Raw genomic sequence first — 21480 nt, 5'->3', positions numbered from 1 at the left:
ACCTACAGAGGTTTCGGACGCTGAACCAGTAATCAGCGTCCTTTTTATTTTTTCCATTCCGGACTTTTTATAATCTGTGCTTTAGTATGAGGTGAATCGGCATTGTAAGCCGTGATAAATTTCGCTTCTGTATCCTTGATTATCCCAATAACCACAACATAATCCTCTTTGACAATAGACACTCTTTTGTTGGTGTTATAGGATTTTGTTTTCTTATCCCATCCTACATACATTTTTGCAGAAGCATCAGCCAATACATCCTTTATCCATAACATTTTTTCTAACCGGGCATACGACAAAGCATCTTTATTGGCTTTTTTTCTATTTGTACTTTCATAAAATGCGTGATCAAATTGATCTTCATAAAATCGTACTCGTATGCCATCATGAGTATGAATAACCTTTCTGCAATATTCACAACGCCATAATTCCCGTAATTCAGCCTCCGTATATTCGACAGGCTTAATTTTCTTATACGACATAACTACCAACCTTTACGCAGATGAATGTCAAAAATATTAAACTTATTCTCTCCTTTAGAGGTTGGTTTTATAGGCTCATACTGTTCTATGCAATCTCTGACCTCCAATTTTGCTTGACTAACTGTTTCTTCATTAAATTTAGATGCCACCAAGCCTGTTAGTATGTCTGCAAGTTGTATCGCTACTGATTCGTGAGAAGGTAAAGCCTGCACTCTGTTTACATTATTCGAATAACGTAAAATTTTTTCTAATTCATTTATTCGGTATTTATATCCATTGACTTTATAATCAACAAAGATGTCATATACATTATTGGGATTAAGCCAATGATAGATCAACTCATAATAAAACTTATAAAATCCCAATTCACCACAACCATTATTGTATTTGTCGTGATTAACATTTGCACTATTGATAATAATAGCTCGAAATCTAATTTTGGGGCTTTTTAAGAAAAGACTAATAACTTCTTTATACATATCTAAATATGCCGGAGAAATTTTATTCCATTTGATTTCTCCCCATACATTAAATCTGTGCTTTATTTCGTTAAGGTCTTTCTTTAATTGATCCCTATATTCTTTAGGAATCCAAATTCCTCCTATGACAGTATATTTATGAGCATTTTTATCAAATAATGCTTCTATTCCGCTTTCGTCGCAATAAACTTCGTAATTCATTATTTAACATCTTTTTGCAAAGATACGAAAATTAGTAAATTTATAGCGATGATTAGATTTACAAGTATCTCACAATAGGGAAGCAAATTGTATATTTGAGTAATTTTGACCGTGAGAATTAATTTGTGATAAAATGGATTACCGCAAGATAAATAGTCATATTATTTTGCTGGCAATAGTGATTGTCGTCGGGTTGCTCGTGGCTATGGTCGCACGGCTGATGGTATTGGGGCAAGGAGTTGATGCTGGTACGGCGAATCTTACCTTTGTCATTGTTCTCGGCGTTTGTGCGGTGGTGTATCTGATTATTATGTCGGTTTTCTCCCATACGATCATTCCGTGGGTTATAAAGAAGTTCCCGGAGACGAAACACCCCGCTGTTGAAACGGAAGCCGTTCCGTCCATCAACAACATGCCCGTCATGAATGTCGAGCAGATCAAACAAGATGCAGACAGGCAATTCGCCGAACGACGAAAAGAAAAAATAGAGTTGTTCCTGCGTTACGCTCATCGGACAATAGGCCCTTATGTAACATCCGATGAACTGGCCCGGCTTGATCGGTGTGTCGAGTGTTATGGTCGAGAGGAAGCATGCCCGGTAGATTTCGTACCCATCCGGCCCGAAAAACTGAAAAATGCGGATCTGTTTCATTTCGGATGGAACATGGCTCATTATTTCGGACAGCCGAAACAGGATGTCGTGCCGTGGCTGAAAGCCGTATTTACCCCTTTGTCCGACTTGGAAGATTCTTATATCAAAGGGAAACTGCGGGACTATCAAACCGAGAAATACGCCATTCCTAACATAGAGGATATCCCAAAATACATGGCCGAACACAACGGCTAACCACCTCTTTCAAGAGATTATAAGGAGATTTTAAGGAGAAAACGAGTGTTTTTGTTCTCCGAAAAATCTCCTTATTTATTTGCCCCGGATTCGATTGAATGTCGGATTCAGAACCCATTGTTTAACACTCAAAAAATTCGACTATGAGTTTGAAAGATTTGTTGGAGTCCGGGGCGAACGTAACCGTAGCGGTCAAACTGGACGACCTGAGAGAGATTCTCAAAGAGGCAGCGGGAAGCCTCAAACCTGTTCGACAAGAACCACCTCCCGAAGAATTTTTAAGCCGCAAAGAGGTTCTATCCGTTTTGCGAATCGACTCGTCTACCTTATGGTGCTGGGAAAAGACCGGGTATATAAAGTCTTTCCCGTTCGGCGGACGCAAGCGGTATAAAAAGGATGATGTCGAGGCGATCCGCACCGGCAAAAAAGGGGTGCGCCGTCATGGATAACGAAGAATATATCCGTGTGGGGACGTGCTACCTGAAACTGTGCCGTGTGCCGACCGCTACGGGTGAGTTCCGGGAGAAATACTTGCCGTGGAATATAGAGACCATCCGGCAGGATCATTCCAAAGATTTCGTAGCCAATATCAAGAAATACGACGGTTATTGCTTTTTTCCTGCCCATGTGGATTATCAGCGGATGTACGGCAATTTCCTGAATATGTATGAGCCGATTCCATATCATCCGGAGCCGGGCGAATTTCCCCATATCCGGGCATTTCTGTCCCATATTTTCGGCCCGCAGATCGAATTGGGGTATGACTACCTGCAACTGCTTTACCGCCGACCACGCCAGCGATTACCGATTCTGCTGCTCGTTTCGCGGGAACGCAATACGGGTAAGACGACTTTCATCCATCTGTTGAAAGCCATCTTTGGGGCCAACATGACCGTCAATACGAACGAAGATTTCCGCAGCAATTTCAATTCGGAATGGGCCAGCAAACTGATTGTCGCCACCGACGAGGTGTTATTGAACCGCCGGGAGGATTCCGAAAGATTCAAGACACTTAGTACGGCCCGGACGTTCAAACTGGAAGCCAAAGGCAAAGATCGGTTGGAGATCGAGTTTTTCGCCAAGTTCGTACTGTGTTCCAACAACGAGGACAATCCTGTGATTATCGACCAGGGGGAAACCCGTTATTGGGTGCGTAAAGTGGGCCCCATTGCCAAAGACGATACGGGGTTGCTCGACAAGATGAAACAGGAGATACCTGCTTTTCTCCATTTTTTGCTTAACCGGGAATTAAGTGTACCGGAAGCCAGCCGAATGTGGTTCGATCCGGAACTGCTCACGACACCTGCCCTACGCCGTATTATCCAATATAATCGCGGACAGCTCGAAAATGAAATGCTCGGCGTACTGGAGGACATATTTCAGGTGCATGACAAGGACGAATATGTGTTCTGCATACAAGATATGCAGAATATGCTTAGTGTCCGGGATATAAAGACCGAGCCGGTAAAGATAAAGCGGGTATTGCAGGATAGTTGGGGGCTGAAACCGGAAAAGGTTACCCGTTACATCTCCTACCGTCTATCCGGCGATGGCTCGCTGTTCCCGGAACCACGTACCGGCAGGCCCTATTCTGTCACCCGCAGTTTCATTTCTGAAAAACTGTTATTCTGTAACAGTGAAGAATAAAATCTTTGAAAATCAATAATCAACACCTCGTTACAAACCTGTAACAAATGTGTAACAAAATAAATTAGTTACACGGCGTGTAACAATTCTCCAAAACCGTTACACAACTGTTACTGCCCTTAAACCTTTCTTTTACTGAAAGTTGGAGGAACAATGTAACAAGTTAACAAAAAATCCGCTACCATGAACTACGAAGAAATAAAACGACGCATCAGTATTCGGGCTTACCTCGCGGCACGGGGAATCAACCCCCGGTGGGAACGCGGCAACCGGGGTATGTACCTTTCGCCGCTGCGTAAGGAACGCACCGCCAGTTTCAGCGTCAGTTACGACAAAAACCTCTGGCACGACTTCGGGACAGGCGAGGGCGGCTCGATCATCGACCTTGTGGCCCGTATGGAAGGTTGTTCCGAGATCGAGGCCGCACGAAGGCTTGCGATAGGAGAACACGGAATGCTCGTCCCCATCCACGTCGAAGCGTTAAGAACAAACGAACCGACACCATCCCGCCTTATCATCCTCTCCGACCGCGAACTGACCCACCCGGCATTGCTCGGCTACCTGACAGGGCGAGGCATAGACCCTGCCATCGCCCGGACTTATTGCCGCGAGGTGCGTTACACGATCGGCGGCAAAGAGTATTTCGCCATCGGGTTCCGCAACGATGCCGGAGGCTGGGAGCTGCGTAATCCCCGATTCAAAGGAAGCAGTACGCCCAAGAACATCACCACCCTCGACAACGGCAGCGATACGACAATGGTGTTCGAGGGGTTTATCGACTTCCTATCTTATCTCTCGCTGAAAGCAAACCCGACACCCGCCATCGACGCCACCGTACTCAATTCGGTGACGAATCTGCAAAAGGCCGTTCCATTTCTCTCGCACCACAGAGTCGTCCATGCCTTCCTCGACAACGACGACGCGGGGCGAAAAGCGTTGGCCCGACTGGAAGAATCCTTACCCTCGACCGAAGTGATCGACCAATCCGTTTTTTACCGCAACCACAAAGATTTGAACGACTACTGGCGGGAGAAACGAAACCTTGCCACCCCGCAAACACCTCCGCACGAACGGCAACGGAAGGAAACAGAACGGGCACATCTTACTGTTCCGCAAGCTCAACAATGTGTCTCGCCCCCGGTGAAAAAGAGAGGTCCCGGTCGGAAGTTCTAACCCCGCTACGTACCCGCGGCATTTACGCCCCCGGAAAAGCCATAGCCTATTAGGGCTTTTTCTTTTCGCATCGCCAAGCCGACGCGGAAAAAGCCCCAATAGGCCAGCAGGGAGAACCCCGCTGGACACCCCCTCTGCGGTTGTTCCGACCGCCGGACGCTCCCCGCGTCCGAAGTTCCGGCAGCCGAATCGTTCACCACATAAACAGAGAAAAATATATGGGATACGTAGTATTGCATTTAGATAAGTCGCCGAGTAACGAAGCGGCGATGACAGCCCACATCGCGCGGACGCAGATGCCCCCGAATGCCGACCTTTCGCGCACGCACCTGAACCGGGAACTGATCGCATTCCCGGAAGGCGTGGCCGACCGGACGCAGGCAATCAATTATCGGCTGGCACACGCCGGGCTGACACGAAAGATAGGAAAGAACCAGGTAAAGGTAATCCGCGTTATGCTCACCGGATCGCCTGAAGATATGAAACGTATCGAGACTGAAGGGAAACTCTACCAATGGTGCGCCGATAACCTCTCGTGGCTGAACAAGACCTTCGGGGCGGATAACGTCGTGTCAGCCGTTCTGCATCTGGACGAATCGACGCCGCATATCCATGCGGCGGTCGTACCTATCGTAACGGGGGAGCGTCGCAAGGTCAAAGAGAAAAGAATCCCCGACAAACCCGGCAAAAAGAAATACCGGAAGAAAAGCCCGGATGCCGTCCGGTTGTGTAACGACGATGTAATGTCGCGCGTAAAATTGAAAGAATATCAGGACACCTATGCCGAGGCAATGGCCGGATATGGGTTACAGCGCGGTATCGACGGATCGGTCGCCCGCCATATCTCCACGCAGGAGTTTTACCGCAACGCCATAGCCGGGCAGAAGAATTTGCAGGACAACATCGACGCACTGCTCCGTATCGAAGAACAGAAACGGCAGGCCGTAGAACGGCTGAAACAACAGGAACAGGAGGCCCGGACGGGTTACGAGCAGGCGAAGGCCATGCGTGAACACAAAACCGCCGAGTTGGAAGCGACCGAGCAAGAATTAAAGGCGGTAAAAGGGGAACTGAAAACCGAAAAGCTGAAAAGTGCGGCGGCGGAGGTGGGTTCCAACATCGTGGAGGGTATCGGCTCGCTGGTAGGAACGTCGAAAGTCAAAAGGCAGGAACAGCAGATCGGGGCATTGCGGCAAGAGGTTGCCGCCCACGAGGAAACCATCGAGATCCTGCAAACCCAGATGCAGACCATGCAGGCCGACCACAGCCGCCGATTGTTGGAAGTGCAGCAGAAATCACAGCAGACCATCGGGAAACTGCAAGGTGAGATAGACCGCATTTACAGTTGGTTCCCCGATACGCCCCAGCTTATCCGGTGGGGAGAGTATTGCCGTTCGCTCGAATTCTCCAACGGGCAGGCCCGCGATCTCGTGAATATGCGACCCGTCCGTTTCTCCGGAGAACTATATTCGCACGAACATTCCCAGCACTTTGAAGTCGAAAACTCGGAGGCCCGGCTCATGCGGGATGAAGAAGGCCCCGGAGGGTTTCAACTGTTCATCGACCGGATTCCGATCCTGAGGTGGTTCCGGCAAAAAGCAAAAGAATTTCTCGAACACATAGGAATCAAGATCAAAGACCGAAAACAGGGCCGGGGAATAAGAATGAAATAGCAACGCAATGCATGGCATATAGTTGTCCGGAAGAGTCATGCAGGTACATATAACAAGGTAAAAGTATATAAGTCAAAGATAACCTAACAGCAAAGGGACATAGGCAGGTGGCATATCAGTTGTTGTACCAATAGGAAGAAAATTGCCTGTTTCCGGATTTGTCGAAACAACTGTCGTGAAATCAAGAAATTCAAAGGTGTTCTTATGTAAATGCTCCCAGCCATTGCATTGCTAATTGATATTAGCTCGGAAGTTGTCCTATCTGTTTTTAACGCCATTAAACAACATGCCGTACAAATTCAAAAAATGCCTCACAGTATATGTGAAGCGGCTTTGGCGAGATCTGGAACGACAGAAAAACACCGGCAAACCCATTCGCATGATTTAGGACGAAAAAACGAATGGGCTGCACGCTTTCCGAGAAAAGCTGAATGTATGGTGGTTTATGTTTTTTGATACTCCGACGGTGAGCATCCGACCTTCTCCTTGAAATACTTTCCGAAGAAGGACTGGTTGGCGAAATTCAATCTGTCCGCTATCTGCTGTATGGTGTATTTGCGGCTTTTGAGCAAGGCTTTCGCTTCGAGGATGACGTAATCGGTAATCCAGTCGCCGGCAAACCGGCCGCTCACTTTACGAACGATCTGCGACAGATATTTGGGCGTTACGCACAGCCTGCCTGCATAATAGGATATGCTGCGTTCTTTCGTGTAGCTTTGCCGCACCTCTTCGATAAATTGTGTGTATAACTCTTGCTGACGGCCGCTTTTTTCTTTCAATTTCCCGTCGCCGGAATCGGCTGCAAGCAGGTATTTGTAAGCATTATAAGTAAGTACCTGCGTATATCCGAGCAGTGCCCCTTTGCGGAACGGATTATCCGTTTCCGCTATTTTCGCTTTCATCAGATGATAAATCGCCATCGTCTCCTCCATCGCTGCTGACGTCAGATGACAAATAGGCGAAGCGTACAATCGGCGTTGCAGAGACATTGTCGCGTCGGTTTGAAGCGCAGTCTGGAAATATTCGGACGCGAAAGCGATTACGGCAATCCGGGTATCGTCGCTCATACCCCGGTATTCCCCAATGGCTCCCTCCAGAACAATCAGAATGTCATTAGCCCGGAGCTCGAACTCCTGCAAGTTGATTTGAACCGACATCCGCCCTGCCAGACAAAAAATTGCGATTGTAAAGGAGAGTTTGACCGGATGATTTACAAATTCCAAGTCCGCGTTTGCTTGTTCCGGACTCTCGTCGAAATTGTCGATCAGAATAAACTCCTTGTTCAAATGAACAGCCGTATTCTCTGCGGATAGCCAGAGCAAATCCAAATTCCAATCCCAATAAGCCTGTTTCATATTCTTCGCATTTAACCTTTCGACAAACAAAATTAGGTGTTTTAGTTGTTATTTGAACGATTTGTAATCTATTAGAACAAAATGTCATTCCATTGGATGATGCGACATGCCGGATAAATCGGGAACTTTGCAGCGGAATAGAAAACAATCATTAAAAACAGATCGGAACCATGAAAAGATTGATTACTATGGTTGTCGTCATCGGAATGCTCTGTGCCTGCGGCCAATCATCGCACGAAAATTCCACCATACGGAGTGTTGCGCTGACCGAACCTGTACGGTTGGAAGCCTCCCATGTAATAAGCCATCCGGGCATCGTCCGCGAAGCGCACACGATCAGCCTCGGCTTCAAAACCGCCGGACAGATCGAGCGTATCCATGTCCGCGAAGGCGATTATGTCCGACAGGGGACTTTACTTGCCGAGCTGGACGACGCAGATTATCGACTGGGCGTCGAGGCACTGCAAATCCAGTACGACCAACTTAAAGACGAAGTAGGACGCACGAAGCAGCTTTTTGACCAAAAGAGCGTTTCGGCCAACGATTATGAAAAGGCCGTCGCTGGTCTGCGGCAGCTGGGCGTGCAGTTGCAGGTGAACAAGAACAAACTCGACTATACGAAACTGTATGCGCCGACCGACGGGTATGTGCAGGCCGTGAACTTTTCTCCGGCGGAGATGGTCGATGCCGGTACGGCGCTGTTTACCCTGCTGGACGTATCGCACATGGAAGTCGCAGCGGATATTCCGGCCGGCGAATACAGACAACGTGACCTTTTCACCCGTTTTTATTGTAAGGCAGCGGGTATTGAAGAAGAATTTCCGATGAAACTGTCGAGCATCACTCCCAAAGCCGACGGCAATCAGCTCTATCAGCTACGCCTGACCTTTGCCGGGCAGCCCGACAAACGGCTGACGGCAGGCATGAATGTCGAAATCGGGATCGTTGTCGCGGATACGGCTTCCATTACAGGGTTCGCCATACCGCTGTGCGCCGTCTTCCGCGATACAGACGGCAACGAACCGTGCGTGTGGGTATTCGAACGGGATTCCACCGTGACCAAACGTCCTGTCGTGCTGCGCGGAACGGACGACGAAGGTCGTGCCGTTGTCATCGAAGGGCTGACCGACAAAGAACGCATCGTCCGCGCCGGAGTGAATGTCCTGCAAGAAGGTGAACGGGTACGTGTCGTAGGAAAATCGAGCAAAACCAATATAGGAGGATTGCTGTAATGAAAATGACTGAATTTTTCATGCGGCGGCCGGTGCTGTTCTGGTCGCTCATGGCAGCGATCCTCGTTGCCGGCGTACTCGCATTCGTGCAGATGCCTAAGCTGGAAGACCCTGCCGTATCGGCCAAACAAGCAATGGTGGTGGTTGCATGGCCGGGAGCCGGCGCACACGAAATGGAGCTGAAAGTCGCCCAAATAATGGAAGACGAACTGCGGGCGCTGCCCAATGTAAAAAAGGTAAAGACCGAATGTCAGAACGGCTCTGCGATGTTCACCGTCGAGTTCCAGATGACGGTGCTGGAAAAAGAGTTGGAACAGCATTTCGACCTGTTGCGCCGCAAGGTAAACGATGCGGCTTCGCGTCTGCCGCAAGGTTGTTACAGCCCGGTAGTGGTGGATGACATGATGGATGTATACGGCATTTTCTATGCACTGACAGCCGATGGGTACGACTATCCCGAAATGTATAAATACGCCAAATATCTCCGCCGCGAGTTGCTCGGCGTGAAAGGGGTCAAGCGGATCAATATCATCGGCAACCGCGACGAAGTAATCAACATCGTGCTCTCCAAAGAGCAGATCGCCAGAAACGGAATCGTTCCCACGCAAATCATGTCGACCTTGCAGGCGGCAGGCAAGACGGTCGATGCGGGAAAATATCGCAGCGGCGACGAACGAATTGCGATCTACGTTGATTCGGCGGTCGAAAACGAGGAGGACATCCGCAATTTGCAAATCCGAACGCTGGACGGTAAAACAATGCGCCTCGGCGATATCGCCCGCGTGGAGCGTGCTTTTGCGGAACCGCAGCGCAACGGATTTTTCGTGAACGGACAACCGGCGCTCGCCATCTGCATGGCGATGGAGTCATCGGCCATCGTCCCCGACGTGGGTGCGGCTGTCGATGTCAAACTGGCCGAAGCGATGAAAAACGTTCCGGCGGGATTCCATGCCGAAAAGATTTTCTTCCAGCCCGACAAAGTAAACGAAGCCATCTCTTCTTTTATGTGGAATCTCGTCGAGTCGGTCGTCATCGTCATTCTGGTGCTTGTTTTCACGATGGGACTGCGCAGCGGCCTGATTATCGGTTTCGGACTGGTGCTGACGGTCGCCGTGTCTTTCCCGATTCTGCTCGTCTGCGGCACGACGCTGCAACGCATCTCGCTCGGCGCGTTCATCGTGGCGATGGGAATGCTGGTAGATAATGCCGTGGTCATCATGGACGGTATCCTGATCGACAAGAAACGGGGTCTCGGCCCTAAAACCTATCTGTATCGTATAGGCCGCAATACGGCCCTGCCGCTGTTGGGGGCAACCGTTATCGCCGCCTCGACGTTCCTCTGCGTCTATCTTTCGCCCGATACGGCGGGAGAATATGCCGGCGACCTCTTTTTGGTGCTGTGCGTCAGCCTGCTGGCAAGCTGGGTACTGGCTTTGGTGCAGGTTCCCGTCTGCGCCAAGTCATGGCTGCCGAAGCGGGAGAAAACGGTCGGAAACGGTTCTGGTGCGATCATGAACTCTCCCGTGCATCGCTTTGTCCGCCGTGCCATCGGCTTTTTAATCAGCTACAAAAAGACGACCATCGCTGTGGCTTTTTCCCTGTTGGCTCTCTGCATCTTCGGGATGACGAAGGTGAAGAACTTGTTCTTCCCTGACTTCGATTACAAACAGTTTGTCGTCGAGTGTTTTTTCCCTTCGGCGACCGATGCGGACAAGGTGCGCGACCGGCTGCTGGAAATGAGCGACCGGCTCGAAGAGAATCCCGCCATCGAACGGGTGGCTGTCAGTCAGGGGAGTGCGCCGGCCCACTATTGTCTGGTGCGTCCGATGACTTCGGGCGGCGACTGCTACGGCGAGCTCATCGTGGACTGCGAGGATTATAATACCGTGTTGGAACAAATCCCTGCGGTACGCCGGCAGCTCCGTGAACAATATCCCGATGCCTACATCCGCATCCGCAAATACAACTTTTCCATCTCTACTTCGCACACGATCGAGGTAGAGTTTGCCGGCCCCGATCCTGCCGTGCTGCGCCGTTTGAGTGCACAGGCCGAAGAGATTATGCGCCGCTCTCCCTATATAGATGCCTATTCGGTACAGAATAGCTGGAAACCGGCAGGCAAAGCCCTCGTAGCCGAATACATGAAGCAGAACGCCCTGCGATCCGGCATTGAACGCAGCGACGTGGCCAACGCTTTATTGGCTGCGACTGACGGAATGCCCGTCGGTGTGCTGAACGATCAGGAACGCATGGTGATGCTGAATCTGCAGGTCCGCAATGAAGACGGCAGCCGCATTAAAAACCTCAATGAAATACCGGTCTGGAGCATGATGAATGTGCACCTATCCAACGAGGAATTGCAAAGCGCACTCTCCGGAGGCAAAGCGATGAGCGAATTGCAGGACAAGGTATTCCGGGCCATGCCGCTCGGAACCGTCATCGATGACCTGCGGCTCGATTGGGACGAAGATCTTGTACTGCGCCTTAATGGACAGCGGGTTATTGAGGCGGAGTGCGATCCCAACCCCGACAATCCGTATGCGACTCCGGCAAAGGCGGTCAGTTCCATTCGGGATGAAATAGAAGCCATTCCGCTGCCCGACGGCTATACGATGCGCTGGGTCGGCGAGGGCGAGGTGCAGGGCGAGGCCATCGGCAACCTGATGAAATTCGTGCCGATAACCGTCTTTCTCATTCTGGCCATTTTGCTGCTGCTTTTCAATGACTGGCGCAAAGTCATTCTGATCCTGCTCTGCTTCCCGTTCGTGTTCTGCGGCATCACGCCTTCATTGCTGCTCAGCGGGCAGCCGATGACCTTTATGGCCATTATCGGCATGTTGGGACTTATCGGCATGATGGTCAAGAACGCCATCGTGCTGGTCGATGAAATAGGCCGGCTCCAGACCGAAGAGAAAGCGGCACCCTATACCGCCGTGGTGGAGGCCACCGTGTCGCGCGTACGGCCCGTGCTAATGGCTTCGCTGACCACCATCGTCGGCATGATCCCTTTGGTCGGTGACCCGATGTACAGTTCGATGGCCATCACAATCATGGGCGGTCTCACGGTGGGTACAATCATCACGCTCGTCTTGCTGCCTCTGTTCTATACGGCATTGTTCCGTATCCGTAAACCTTCTAACATATAAAGCAAATGAACAAGAAAAATATAGTTATTTCGTGCTGTGCCGTTCTGTGTTCGATCGCAAGTGTTTCGGCACAACAATCCTTGCGGCTCACACAGGCTGAATGCCGCAAGATGGCACTGTCGCACAGCGAAGAACTGCAGCAGGCGGACAATGCGATCCGACAGGCGGAACTCGATCGCAAAATCGCCACCACAGCCTTTCTCCCAAATATAGAGGGCTCGGCCACAGGGGCCTACATGCTGCCCGATATGGACATGATGGGTATGGAACTGCGTATGCGCGGCACTTACATGGCCGGTATCAATCTGACACAGCCGATTTATACGGGAGGCAAGATTACGACCGGGCATCGACTGGCCCGTATTGGCGAAGAGGCTGCCGCCGAAAAGTTCCGCATGACACGCATGGACGTACTTGTCGAGGCCGACAATGCCTATTGGACATACATTGCCGTAGGGCGCAAGGTGCAAATGCTGGAAAGCTATTGCACCCAAATGGATACGCTCTACCGACAGACGGAAACGGCACTCACGGCGGGCATGGCCACCGAAAACGACCTGCTGCGTATCGAAGCCAAACGTACCGAGCTACACTACCAGTTGCAAAAGGTGCAAAATGGGGCTGATCTGTGCCGGATGTCGTTATGCCGGATTGTGGGTGCCGATTTTGACACGCGAATAGAAGCGGTTGATACGACATTCGTTGTTTCGCAACCGGGCCGGCTCGCATCGGACATACATTCCCGTCCCGAACTGCTTCTGCTCGAAAAACAGGTTGCGGCCGAAAAGGAGCAGATCCGTATGGCCCGGGCCGACATGCTGCCCACGGTGGGGCTGGGGGTCAATTACATGTATTATGGCAACATCAAGCTCAACGGTATGACCGATGCCGGCAGCACGATGGTTCCCTTTTCACAGGAGTTCCGCGATGGAATGGGGATGGCCATGCTCTCCGTGAAGATTCCGATTTTCCATTGGGGCGAGAGCCGCAAGAAGGTGCGTAAAGCGCAGTATGAATTGCGAAACGCCGAACTCGACCTGCAAAAGAATACCAAACTGCTCAATATCGAAGTGCAGCAGGCGATTCGTAATGTGCAGGATGGTTACAGGCTTATTCTGACAGCGGAAAAAGGGTTGCAGCAGGCCGAGGAAAATCTACGTGTGATGCGGAACCGCTACGCAGCGTCGATGTCCCCGCTGACCGACCTCTTGGACGCCCAGTCGCAGTGGCAGCAGGCCGAAAGCAATCTAATCGAGGCGCAAACGCAATATAGAATCTACGAAACGGAATATTTGCGCAGCATAGGGAAATTACAGTAACAGAAAGATGTTAGCTTTAGTAAAGTTTGAAGCGGTAAGATTCAAAAATCGCGAGGATTATTTCATGATTTTTGAAAAATTTCTTAAATTTTTGCAATCAATTCTATAAAGTGCCCGAATTTTGCCCAAAACAGAAAAATAAAAAACCTCAATAACTTGTAAACCAAATCATTGAGGTTTTCAAAAAGTACCCGGAGCCGGGATCGAACCGGCACGGATTGCTCCACTGGTGTTTGAGACCAGCGCGTCTACCGATTCCGCCATCCGGGCCTGAGACGCGGCGCGTTCAGAGGGCAAAGATAGCGTTTTCTTGATTATCTGCAATACAGGGCCGACGGTTTTCACCCGAAGCCGTCGGGTAACGGCACGGAACGCCTCGGGACCGGACGGAAACGGGCCGTACCGACGAGGCCGGCTTCCGGATCAGTCGATGCGCCGGATATCGGCCCCGATGGCGTTCAGCCTGCCGTCGATGTTCTGATAGCCCCGATCGATCTGCTCGACGTTCTGAATCACGCTGCGGCCGTCGGCCGACATGGCCGCGATCAGCAGGGCGACGCCGGCCCGGATATCGGGCGACGACATCGTCGTGGCGCGCAGCCGTATCTTGTGGTCGTGCCCGATCACCGTCGCCCGGTGCGGATCGCACAGAATGATCTGAGCGCCCATGTCGATCAGCTTATCCACGAAAAACAGGCGGCTCTCGAACATCTTTTGGTGAATCAGCACCGACCCCTTGGCCTGTGTCGCAACGACCAGAAAGACCGACAACAGGTCGGGCGTCAGCCCGGGCCAGGGAGCGTCGGCTATGTTCATGATCGAGCCGTCGATGAAACTCTCTATTTCGTAGTGGTCGTGGCGCGGAATGTAGATGTCGTCGCCCCGCTGCTCGAACTGTATGCCCATACGGGCGAACTGGGCCGGTATGATGCCCAGATTCTCGAACGACACGTCGCGGATCGTGACTTCGCTCCGGGTCATCGCGGCCATGCCGATGAAGCTGCCCACTTCGATCATGTCCGGAAGCAGCGTATGCGTCGTTCCGTGCAGTCGCTCCACGCCGTCGATGACGAGCAGGTTCGACGCGATGCCCGAGATCAGCGCGCCCATGCGGTTCAGCATCCGGCAGAGCTGCTGGACATAAGGTTCGCAGGCGGCGTTGTAGATCGTCGTGCGCCCCTCGGCCAGTACGGCGGCCATCACGATGTTGGCCGTGCCGGTCACCGACGCCTCGTCGAGCAGCATGTAGCAGCCTTTCAGGCGGCGGCCCTCGACGGAAAAGAAATTGGTTCCCGTATCGAAGTCGAACTCGGCGCCCAGCTTCTGAAAACCGAGGAAATGGGTGTCGAGCCGACGCCGGCCGATCTTATCGCCTCCGGGCTTGGGAATATAGCCCACGCCGAAGCGGGCCAGCAGCGGGCCGATAATCATTACCGAGCCGCGTAGTCGGGCGGCCCGCTGGCGGTAATCCTCGCTTTGCAGATAATCGAAATCGATGTCGCGGGCCTCGAACGAATAAGTGCTCTCGTCGATCCGCTCGACGAGAACGCCCATGCGCCGAAGCAGCTCGATGAGCTGCATTACGTCGACGATCGCCGGAATGTTCCGTATAGTCACTTTCTCCGGGGTCAGCAGCGTGGCGCAAATTACCTGCAGCGCCTCGTTTTTGGCACCCTGCGGCGTGATTTCGCCGCACAGCGGCGTTCCTCCCCGAACTTCGAATGTAGCCATAGCCAATCGGTCGGTTCGCGGCATACGGCCGCCCCTGCGGCCGACCATGCCGCTTTCGGTTTAAAACTCATCAAATATAGGCATTGCCGGCCAATATTCAAAAAAATGATTCCGCCTCCGCGCGGAGCGGAGACGGCCGTTCGCTGCCGCATCCGGCTTGAAACTGCGTCGGCTACATGACAAGAAACTCGGAGACAGAATCGTCGCAACACCCTTTCTGTCGTATCGGACGCAAAATCCCGGCACGGCGATTTCGGGACGGTTCGGTCCGAAGAACGATGCCGACCTGAGCCGCAGCGCTTTTCCGACTACCGGGCCGCCTGCCAGAAGAAACATCCCGTATCGGCCCGGCAACCGGACCACTCCGCGCACCGCCCCCGGAAAACTCAGGCAGGCGACACGGCGAAGAAAAACGGAACAAAAATGTGCACGACAAAATATTTCCCCGAAACAATCCGTACATTTGCACTAATGACAACGAAAACATACCGAAAATGAAAACAATGCGTTGGAGCGGATGGATGACGGCGATCGTCGTTCCGCTCGTATGGTCGTGCAGCGACCGCCATGTGCGGGAAATTCCGCTCGAGGAGTTTTTCCGCAATTCCGAAGTCCGTTCCTACGACATCTCGCCCGACGGCAAGTACCTTTCCTATATGGCTCCTTACGAATCGAGGATGAACATCTTCGTGCAGCAGGCGGGTTCCGACTCGGCGCGGCGAATCACCTCCGAGACCGACCGCGACATCGCCGGATACTTCTGGGCCAACAACGACCGGCTGCTCTACCTGAAGGACACCGGCGGCGATGAGAATTACCAGCTCTACGGCGTCAATCTGGACGGCAGCGACCCGAGGGCCTACACGGCGATTCCCGGCGTGAGGACGCAGATCATCGATCCGCTCGAAGAGATCGATTCGCTGATTATCGTCAGCACGAACCAGCGCGATCCGCAGATATTCGACCCGTACCGGCTCAACCTCAACACGGGCGAGATGACGCTGCTGGCCGAGAACCCCGGCAACATTCAGGGCTGGATGACCGATCACGACGGCAAGCTGCGGGTCGCCTATGCGATCGTCGACGGCGTCAACACGCAGATTCTGTACCGGGAGACGGAACAGGAGCCGTTCCGTCCGGTGCTGACCACCTCTTTCAAGGACGAGGTAAGCTTTTACGTGTTCACGCCCGACAATAAAATGGTCTATGCGACGTCGAACATCGGACGCGACAAGGCCGCGCTGGTCGTAGTGGACCCTGCGACCGGACAGGAGGTCGAGGAACTCTATGCGAACGATCTGTACGACGTAATCGGGTTGGGCTATTCGAAAGCGAAGAAAAAGCTGACCGGCGCCTATTGCGAAGGACCGAAGGACGTGATCCGCCATTTCTTCGATCCGCAGACCGAGGAGTCGTTCCGCAAGCTGCAAACCCAACTACCCGGATATCAGGTCGGTACGACCGCAACGAACAAGGCCGAGGATATGAAGATCGTCTATGCGGGCAACGACCGCACGCGCGGCACGTATTACCTCTACGACGTAAAGGCCGACAAACTGACGAAAATCGCCGATCTGGCGCCGTGGATTCAGGCCGAGGAAATGGCCGAGATGATACCCGTCAGCTATCCCTCGCGCGACGGGCTGACGATCGAGGGCTACCTGACGCTACCCGCAGGACTGACGATGGAAACGGCCCGGCAGCTACCGGTCGTCGTCAACCCGCACGGAGGGCCTTGGGCCCGCGACAGCTGGGGTTACAACCCCGAGGTGCAGTTTCTTGCCAACCGGGGATATGCCGTGCTGCAAATGAACTTCCGCGGCTCGACCGGCTACGGGCGCAAGTTCAAGGAACTCTCGTACAAGCAGTGGGGACAGACGATGCAGAACGACATTACCGACGGCGTACGGTGGCTGATTTCGCAGGGAATCGCCGACTCGACGAGGATCGCCATATACGGCGGCAGCTACGGCGGCTATGCGACGCTGGCCGGCCTGACCTATACGCCCGACCTGTACGCCTGCGGAGTCGACTACGTGGGCGTGTCGAATCTGTTCACGTTCCTGCAGACGATCCCTCCCTATTGGAAACCGATGCTCGACATGATGTACGAAATGGTGGGAGACCCGCAGAAGGACAGCACGATGCTGGCCGCCTATTCGCCGGCGCTCAACGCCGACAAGATTAAGGCGCCGCTACTGGTCGTGCAGGGAGCCAACGACCCGCGCGTCAATAAGGCCGAATCGGATCAGATGGTCGCCGCGCTGCGCGCACGGGGAGTGGACGTGGACTACATGGTCAAGGACAACGAGGGGCACGGATTCCATAACGAGGAAAACCGCTTCGCGTTCTACCGGACGATGGAGCGTTTCCTCGCAAAGCATCTCAAGGGCGAGCAGATAGATGCCGTGATCGAAGAAGAAGCTCCGGCCCCCGCCGAGGCCGATTCGATGGCCCGATAACTTCCGCCGGTCGGAATTTCGAGAAGGCATTCTTAAAAAAGAGTAAGATGTCCCTCAAAATCGTATAACAAAAGAAATATGATGAAAAACAACCATTGTGTCATCGCATTATCCGCTGCCATAATTTCCTTATCTTATGTAAACTGTCAGGATGCACGGCATGGACGGCAATACAAGATTATAAAGGACATAGCGGAATTGCAGAACACCGAATCGCTGGACGAGGCGGATTTGTCGTCGTTGGATTTGAGGGATTGCGAAGATTTGTTTTTGGGGAAAACGGGGTTTGACGAGAACGGGGTTAAACAATGGACAGACCGTGTGATATGGCCCGAAACGTCGAAAATGCCGGAAGGCTTCGACCCGCAAGAACTTCTTGAAGCGTCGAAAATGCCGAAGAATGTTGCCGGACTGCACGCGAAAGGAATTACCGGCAAAGGCGTAAAGATCGCTATCATAGACCAACGGTTATTCAAAGAGCATCCGGAATATAAGGACCGGATCAAATATTACGAAGTATTCGGCGATAACTGGCAACAGGACGGTATCGACTATCACGGCAGTCTGGTTACCGGAGTAGCGGCGGGCAAAAGCACCGGTACGGCTCCGGAGGCCGATATTTATTATTTTGCGGCGAATAATTGGCCGGACGATAAATCGCAGCCGAATACCATGCGCACGATCAATCAAGCGATCCGGAAAATCATAGATATGAACAAGACGTTTCCGGAGCGTGAAAAAATACGGTTCATATCGATGAGCAGCGGCACTCCCGACGACGCGTTCGCCAAAGAACGCGAGGAATTGTTCGACGAAGCGGAACAGAACGGCATAATGGTTCTCGGCGGTTTCTACAAACATACGATGCGCAATAATTCTTTCGACATAAGATATGGATTCGTAGGCCGGGGGCTCGGAATACCTACGGACGGAAAAACGAATCCGTATTTTGACGGCGGATACGCTTACGAACGTTTGGGAGGGGCCAGTTCTACGTTTCCCTATCTGGCCGGAGTTTTCGCAATGGCATTGCAGGATAATCAAAATTTCACACGATTGCCGCATTGGCAGGATCAACTGATGAAAATAGCGTACGACACCGCTGTCGACTCTGTCGTCAATCCTGAGGGGATCGTCGAAGAAGTATCCCGTATTGCCCAAACGCTACAATAAATCGGCGAAGTCAACGGATTTCCGCCACGAGCCGATCGAGTGCCGGGCTGTAATTTTTCCGTTTATTTGAGGCGGCAATGCATTTTGCCGCCTTTTTCATATTCGTATCTTACCGGTATTCAACTCCTTGTATAAAATCCGAATTTGATATCTGACGATACATTCGGGGCTATTCTTTACCGGGATAGTCCGAAAGCGAATCTCGTTACAGGGAGGATCAACGAAATGCCGAAACAGTTCGATTCGTATGAATTTTGCAGAGCCCGATTTACCTCTGAAAATCCGTTTTAAGTACGAACGGAAGGGTTTCGTTTTCAGTCAACGAAATTGCCTTCTCTCCCGGCTTCACTGATTTATGGTTTTCATAAGCTTATCCGTCAGGATTGCAGTAACGATGCCAATCCGATCTTTGTCTTTCTAATCTGAATTTTCCATCTCCTCATCAATTGTTTGAGACTATGAACATCAACACATGAAACGGAAAATAGCGCCGTTGTCATGTCGTCATTTTATCTCGGTTAAATCTGACCAACCAATACATTGAACTTTTTAAAGAATTCTTTCGAAAAGGGCCGCTTTTCTGCTTTGCGGCTATAACGGCCAGAACGGATTCGAGGAATGCCCGGACTGTTTTCCGAATCGGAACCGGTTCGTCGGGGTTGCCCTGCAGACCGAATGCGTCTTGCCGGAAGACGTCTGCCGGACCGGAAGATCCGTTGTGACGATGACGGGAAAGCGATCGGTCCGACAAAAAGCGTCCCCCGGTTTCAATCGGAGGACGCTCTTCATCTGTTGTTCGCCGGTTCGCAGCGTTATTTCCGGACGGATGCCTCGTAGACCCACGAGCCCTCGAACATGACCTCGTACTCCCGTTTCTTCTGTACGGCCTGCCGCTCGGAGTCGGAACCGAAGATGGAAATCAGAATCCGTCCGTTGGGCTGGGGCAGTTTTTCATAAGGTAGCGAATCGTCCTTCTTCCGGGCTTCCGCAATGAAGCGGTCGGCATTCTGTTCCGTGCTGTACGCCCCGACGATCACGTAGTAGCGCTTTTGTCCGGCGGCCGGAACGCTGGGAACAGAGGGCGTAAGCTCCTTGGCCGGCACGATATTTCCGGCAGCCGTGTCAGCCTCTGCCCCGGACAATGAGGCCGGAGACGACGGCAAATTGTCCTCGGCTGCATCGCCGGCCTCGGAGGGCGCGGTCGCCGTCCGGACCGTCCGGGGCGGATAAGGCGCATCGCGACTTTCGAGCCATGCGATAGCCCCGACCGATATGCCCGCGCCGACCACCACGGCCAGAACGACCCACCATAAGAGCCCGTTGCCGCTTCCCTTACGGGGCAACCGCATCGGAGCGGTCCCGGCCGGGTTGAGCACGGCAGCCATCTGCGGGGCAGGACGAAACGTTCCCTCGCTGACAAGGCCGACCGAATCGATCGTCACGCCCTCCTCGGAGCTCACCTGAGCGAGCCACGAATTATACGTCTGCTGCGCGTCGTCGCGATCCGTCTCGCCGTAGCGGGCAAGCAGATCGATCACGTCCAGAAAGCCGGGCTGCGCATCGGGCAGCAGCTCCACCCGGTTCACGGGGGGAACCAGCGTGTTCCGCTCCTCGGTCCGGGCGGCCGACGTCACGACATGCAGCGCGCCGACGCCCGGCAGGTTGATGCCTTGCCGCTTGGCCAGTACATTGAATACGAGTACGCTGACAGGGTCCATTATCTCTTGGTTTTAGGTAGTTCCACGGCGGGGCGTCTGCATGCCCGGTACAAAATGACTATGCCCAGTACGATGAACGGAATGCTGAGCCATTGGCCCATGTTGAGCGTCATCGTCCGCTCGAACTCCTCCTGCGGATTCTTGATGAACTCGACCAAAAAGCGGAATCCGAACAGATAGATCAGAAAGAAACCGAACATCAGGCCCGGACGACGCAGTGCAAGCTTGGGGCCATAGTACATCCAGCACAGAATGCCGAACAGGACGAGGTAGGCCGCCGCCTCGTAAATCTGCGTCGGGTGCATCGGCTGCGTCTCCCCCGCCCGCACGAAAACGAATCCCCACGGCAGCGACGTCGCATGTCCGTATATTTCGGAATTCATCAGGTTGCCGATCCGGACGAGCGCGCCGGCGATGCCGACAGCGATCGCGATGCGGTCGAGCGACCAGATGTAGGGCATTTTGTTCTTGCGCGAAAAAAGCCACAGACCGACGAGCAGACCGACGGCCGCGCCGTGGCTGGCCAGTCCTCCCTGATGAATGTAGAGGATCTCGACGGGATGGGTCAGATAGTATCCCGGATCGTAGAACAGGCAATGCCCGAGTCGGGCGCCGATGATCGTCGACAGCACGCCGTACCAGAAGATCGAATCGAACAGCTTGTCGGGATATCCCTCCCGCTTGATGATGCGGCTGAAAATGTACGCGCTGATACCGAGCGCGAGGGCCCACATCAGGCCGTAATAGCGGATTTCGAAAGAGCCTATCGAAATCATTGTGGGATTCACGTCCCAGCGAACGAAAAGGGGCAGGATAGCATTCATCGTGCTTTGGCTGTTATT

16 protein-coding genes and 1 tRNA gene are annotated in these 21480 nt (G+C 52.6%); 10 read left to right on the top strand and 7 right to left on the bottom strand.

Annotated features, from left to right (window positions below; genetic code table 11):
* Positions 1–44 precede the first annotated feature (44 nt).
* Positions 45–482, bottom strand: a complete 438-nt coding sequence (locus NQ491_RS07300; protein ID WP_034283078.1) for a hypothetical protein — start codon at positions 480–482, stop codon at positions 45–47.
* 2 nt (positions 483–484) lie between these two features.
* Positions 485–1162 carry a DUF3800 domain-containing protein gene (locus tag NQ491_RS07295; RefSeq protein WP_019246279.1) on the bottom strand — a complete coding sequence of 226 codons (678 nt, stop codon included), beginning with the start codon at positions 1160–1162 and terminating at the stop codon, positions 485–487.
* 133 nt (positions 1163–1295) lie between these two features.
* Between NQ491_RS07295 and NQ491_RS07290 the strand changes: the two genes are divergently transcribed.
* From NQ491_RS07290 to mobV, 5 genes are all read left to right on the top strand, one after another.
* On the top strand, positions 1296–2009 hold the full coding sequence (locus NQ491_RS07290) for a hypothetical protein (RefSeq protein WP_019246278.1): 714 nt from the start codon (positions 1296–1298) through the stop codon (positions 2007–2009).
* 143 nt (positions 2010–2152) lie between these two features.
* Positions 2153–2458: a helix-turn-helix transcriptional regulator gene (locus NQ491_RS07285; RefSeq protein ID WP_019246277.1), complete on the top strand. Its 306-nt coding sequence runs from the start codon at positions 2153–2155 to the stop codon at positions 2456–2458.
* Entirely contained in the window at positions 2451–3656 is a 1206-nt protein-coding gene (locus NQ491_RS07280) for a primase-helicase family protein (RefSeq protein ID WP_019246276.1), read from the top strand. Before NQ491_RS07285 ends, NQ491_RS07280 begins: the two co-directional genes overlap by 8 nt.
* A 183-nt stretch (positions 3657–3839) precedes the next feature.
* On the top strand, positions 3840–4829 hold the full coding sequence (locus tag NQ491_RS07275) for a toprim domain-containing protein (RefSeq protein WP_019246275.1): 990 nt from the start codon (positions 3840–3842) through the stop codon (positions 4827–4829).
* Between the two features lie 218 nt (positions 4830–5047).
* Positions 5048–6502 carry a MobV family relaxase gene (gene mobV / locus NQ491_RS07270; RefSeq protein WP_026089705.1) on the top strand — a complete coding sequence of 485 codons (1455 nt, stop codon included), beginning with the start codon at positions 5048–5050 and terminating at the stop codon, positions 6500–6502.
* A gap of 443 nt (positions 6503–6945) precedes the next feature.
* Here mobV and NQ491_RS07265 read toward each other — a convergent pair whose 3' ends face one another.
* Positions 6946–7857: an AraC family transcriptional regulator gene (locus NQ491_RS07265; protein ID WP_019246273.1), complete on the bottom strand. Its 912-nt coding sequence runs from the start codon at positions 7855–7857 to the stop codon at positions 6946–6948.
* 170 nt (positions 7858–8027) lie between these two features.
* Between NQ491_RS07265 and NQ491_RS07260 the strand changes: the two genes are divergently transcribed.
* From NQ491_RS07260 to NQ491_RS07250, 3 genes are read left to right on the top strand one after another with little or no spacing between them, the layout of a single operon-like run.
* Complete coding sequence (locus NQ491_RS07260; RefSeq protein ID WP_232423202.1) at positions 8028–9089, top strand: efflux RND transporter periplasmic adaptor subunit; 1062 nt, start codon at positions 8028–8030, stop codon at positions 9087–9089.
* Complete coding sequence (locus NQ491_RS07255) at positions 9089–12235, top strand: efflux RND transporter permease subunit (protein ID WP_019246271.1); 3147 nt, start codon at positions 9089–9091, stop codon at positions 12233–12235. The genes NQ491_RS07260 and NQ491_RS07255 overlap by 1 nt, the downstream gene beginning before the upstream one ends.
* A gap of 5 nt (positions 12236–12240) precedes the next feature.
* On the top strand, positions 12241–13554 hold the full coding sequence (locus NQ491_RS07250) for a TolC family protein (RefSeq protein ID WP_019246270.1): 1314 nt from the start codon (positions 12241–12243) through the stop codon (positions 13552–13554).
* A 188-nt stretch (positions 13555–13742) separates the two neighbouring features.
* On the opposite strand, the gene NQ491_RS07245 is transcribed toward NQ491_RS07250, so the two are convergent.
* Positions 13743–13824, bottom strand: a tRNA-Leu gene (locus NQ491_RS07245).
* 153 nt (positions 13825–13977) lie between these two features.
* Positions 13978–15285 carry a UDP-N-acetylglucosamine 1-carboxyvinyltransferase gene (murA, locus tag NQ491_RS07240; protein WP_026089704.1) on the bottom strand — a complete coding sequence of 436 codons (1308 nt, stop codon included), beginning with the start codon at positions 15283–15285 and terminating at the stop codon, positions 13978–13980.
* A 494-nt stretch (positions 15286–15779) separates the two neighbouring features.
* On the opposite strand from murA, the gene NQ491_RS07235 reads away from it, so the two are divergent.
* Both NQ491_RS07235 and NQ491_RS07230 read left to right on the top strand, forming a co-directional pair.
* Positions 15780–17747 (top strand): S9 family peptidase, encoded by a 1968-nt coding sequence (locus tag NQ491_RS07235; RefSeq protein WP_051012991.1) that lies wholly within the window; start codon positions 15780–15782, stop codon positions 17745–17747.
* Between the two features lie 78 nt (positions 17748–17825).
* Positions 17826–18920 (top strand): S8 family serine peptidase, encoded by a 1095-nt coding sequence (locus tag NQ491_RS07230; RefSeq protein ID WP_081587422.1) that lies wholly within the window; start codon positions 17826–17828, stop codon positions 18918–18920.
* Positions 18921–19732: 812 nt separating this feature from the next.
* Here NQ491_RS07230 and NQ491_RS07225 read toward each other — a convergent pair.
* Positions 19733–20638, bottom strand: a complete 906-nt coding sequence (locus tag NQ491_RS07225; protein ID WP_019246265.1) for an SPOR domain-containing protein — start codon at positions 20636–20638, stop codon at positions 19733–19735.
* On the bottom strand, positions 20638–21462 hold the full coding sequence (gene lgt, locus NQ491_RS07220; RefSeq protein ID WP_034283188.1) for a prolipoprotein diacylglyceryl transferase: 825 nt from the start codon (positions 21460–21462) through the stop codon (positions 20638–20640). Before lgt ends, NQ491_RS07225 begins: the two co-directional genes overlap by 1 nt.
* Between the last annotated feature and the right edge of the window lie 18 nt (positions 21463–21480).

Source organism: Alistipes ihumii AP11 (assembly GCF_025144665.1).
In the GTDB taxonomy this organism is placed as follows: Bacteria; Bacteroidota; Bacteroidia; order Bacteroidales; family Rikenellaceae; genus Alistipes_A; species Alistipes_A ihumii.
The sequence above is the reverse complement of the archived record's forward strand: the minus strand, read 5'-3'. Positions and strand labels throughout refer to the sequence as shown.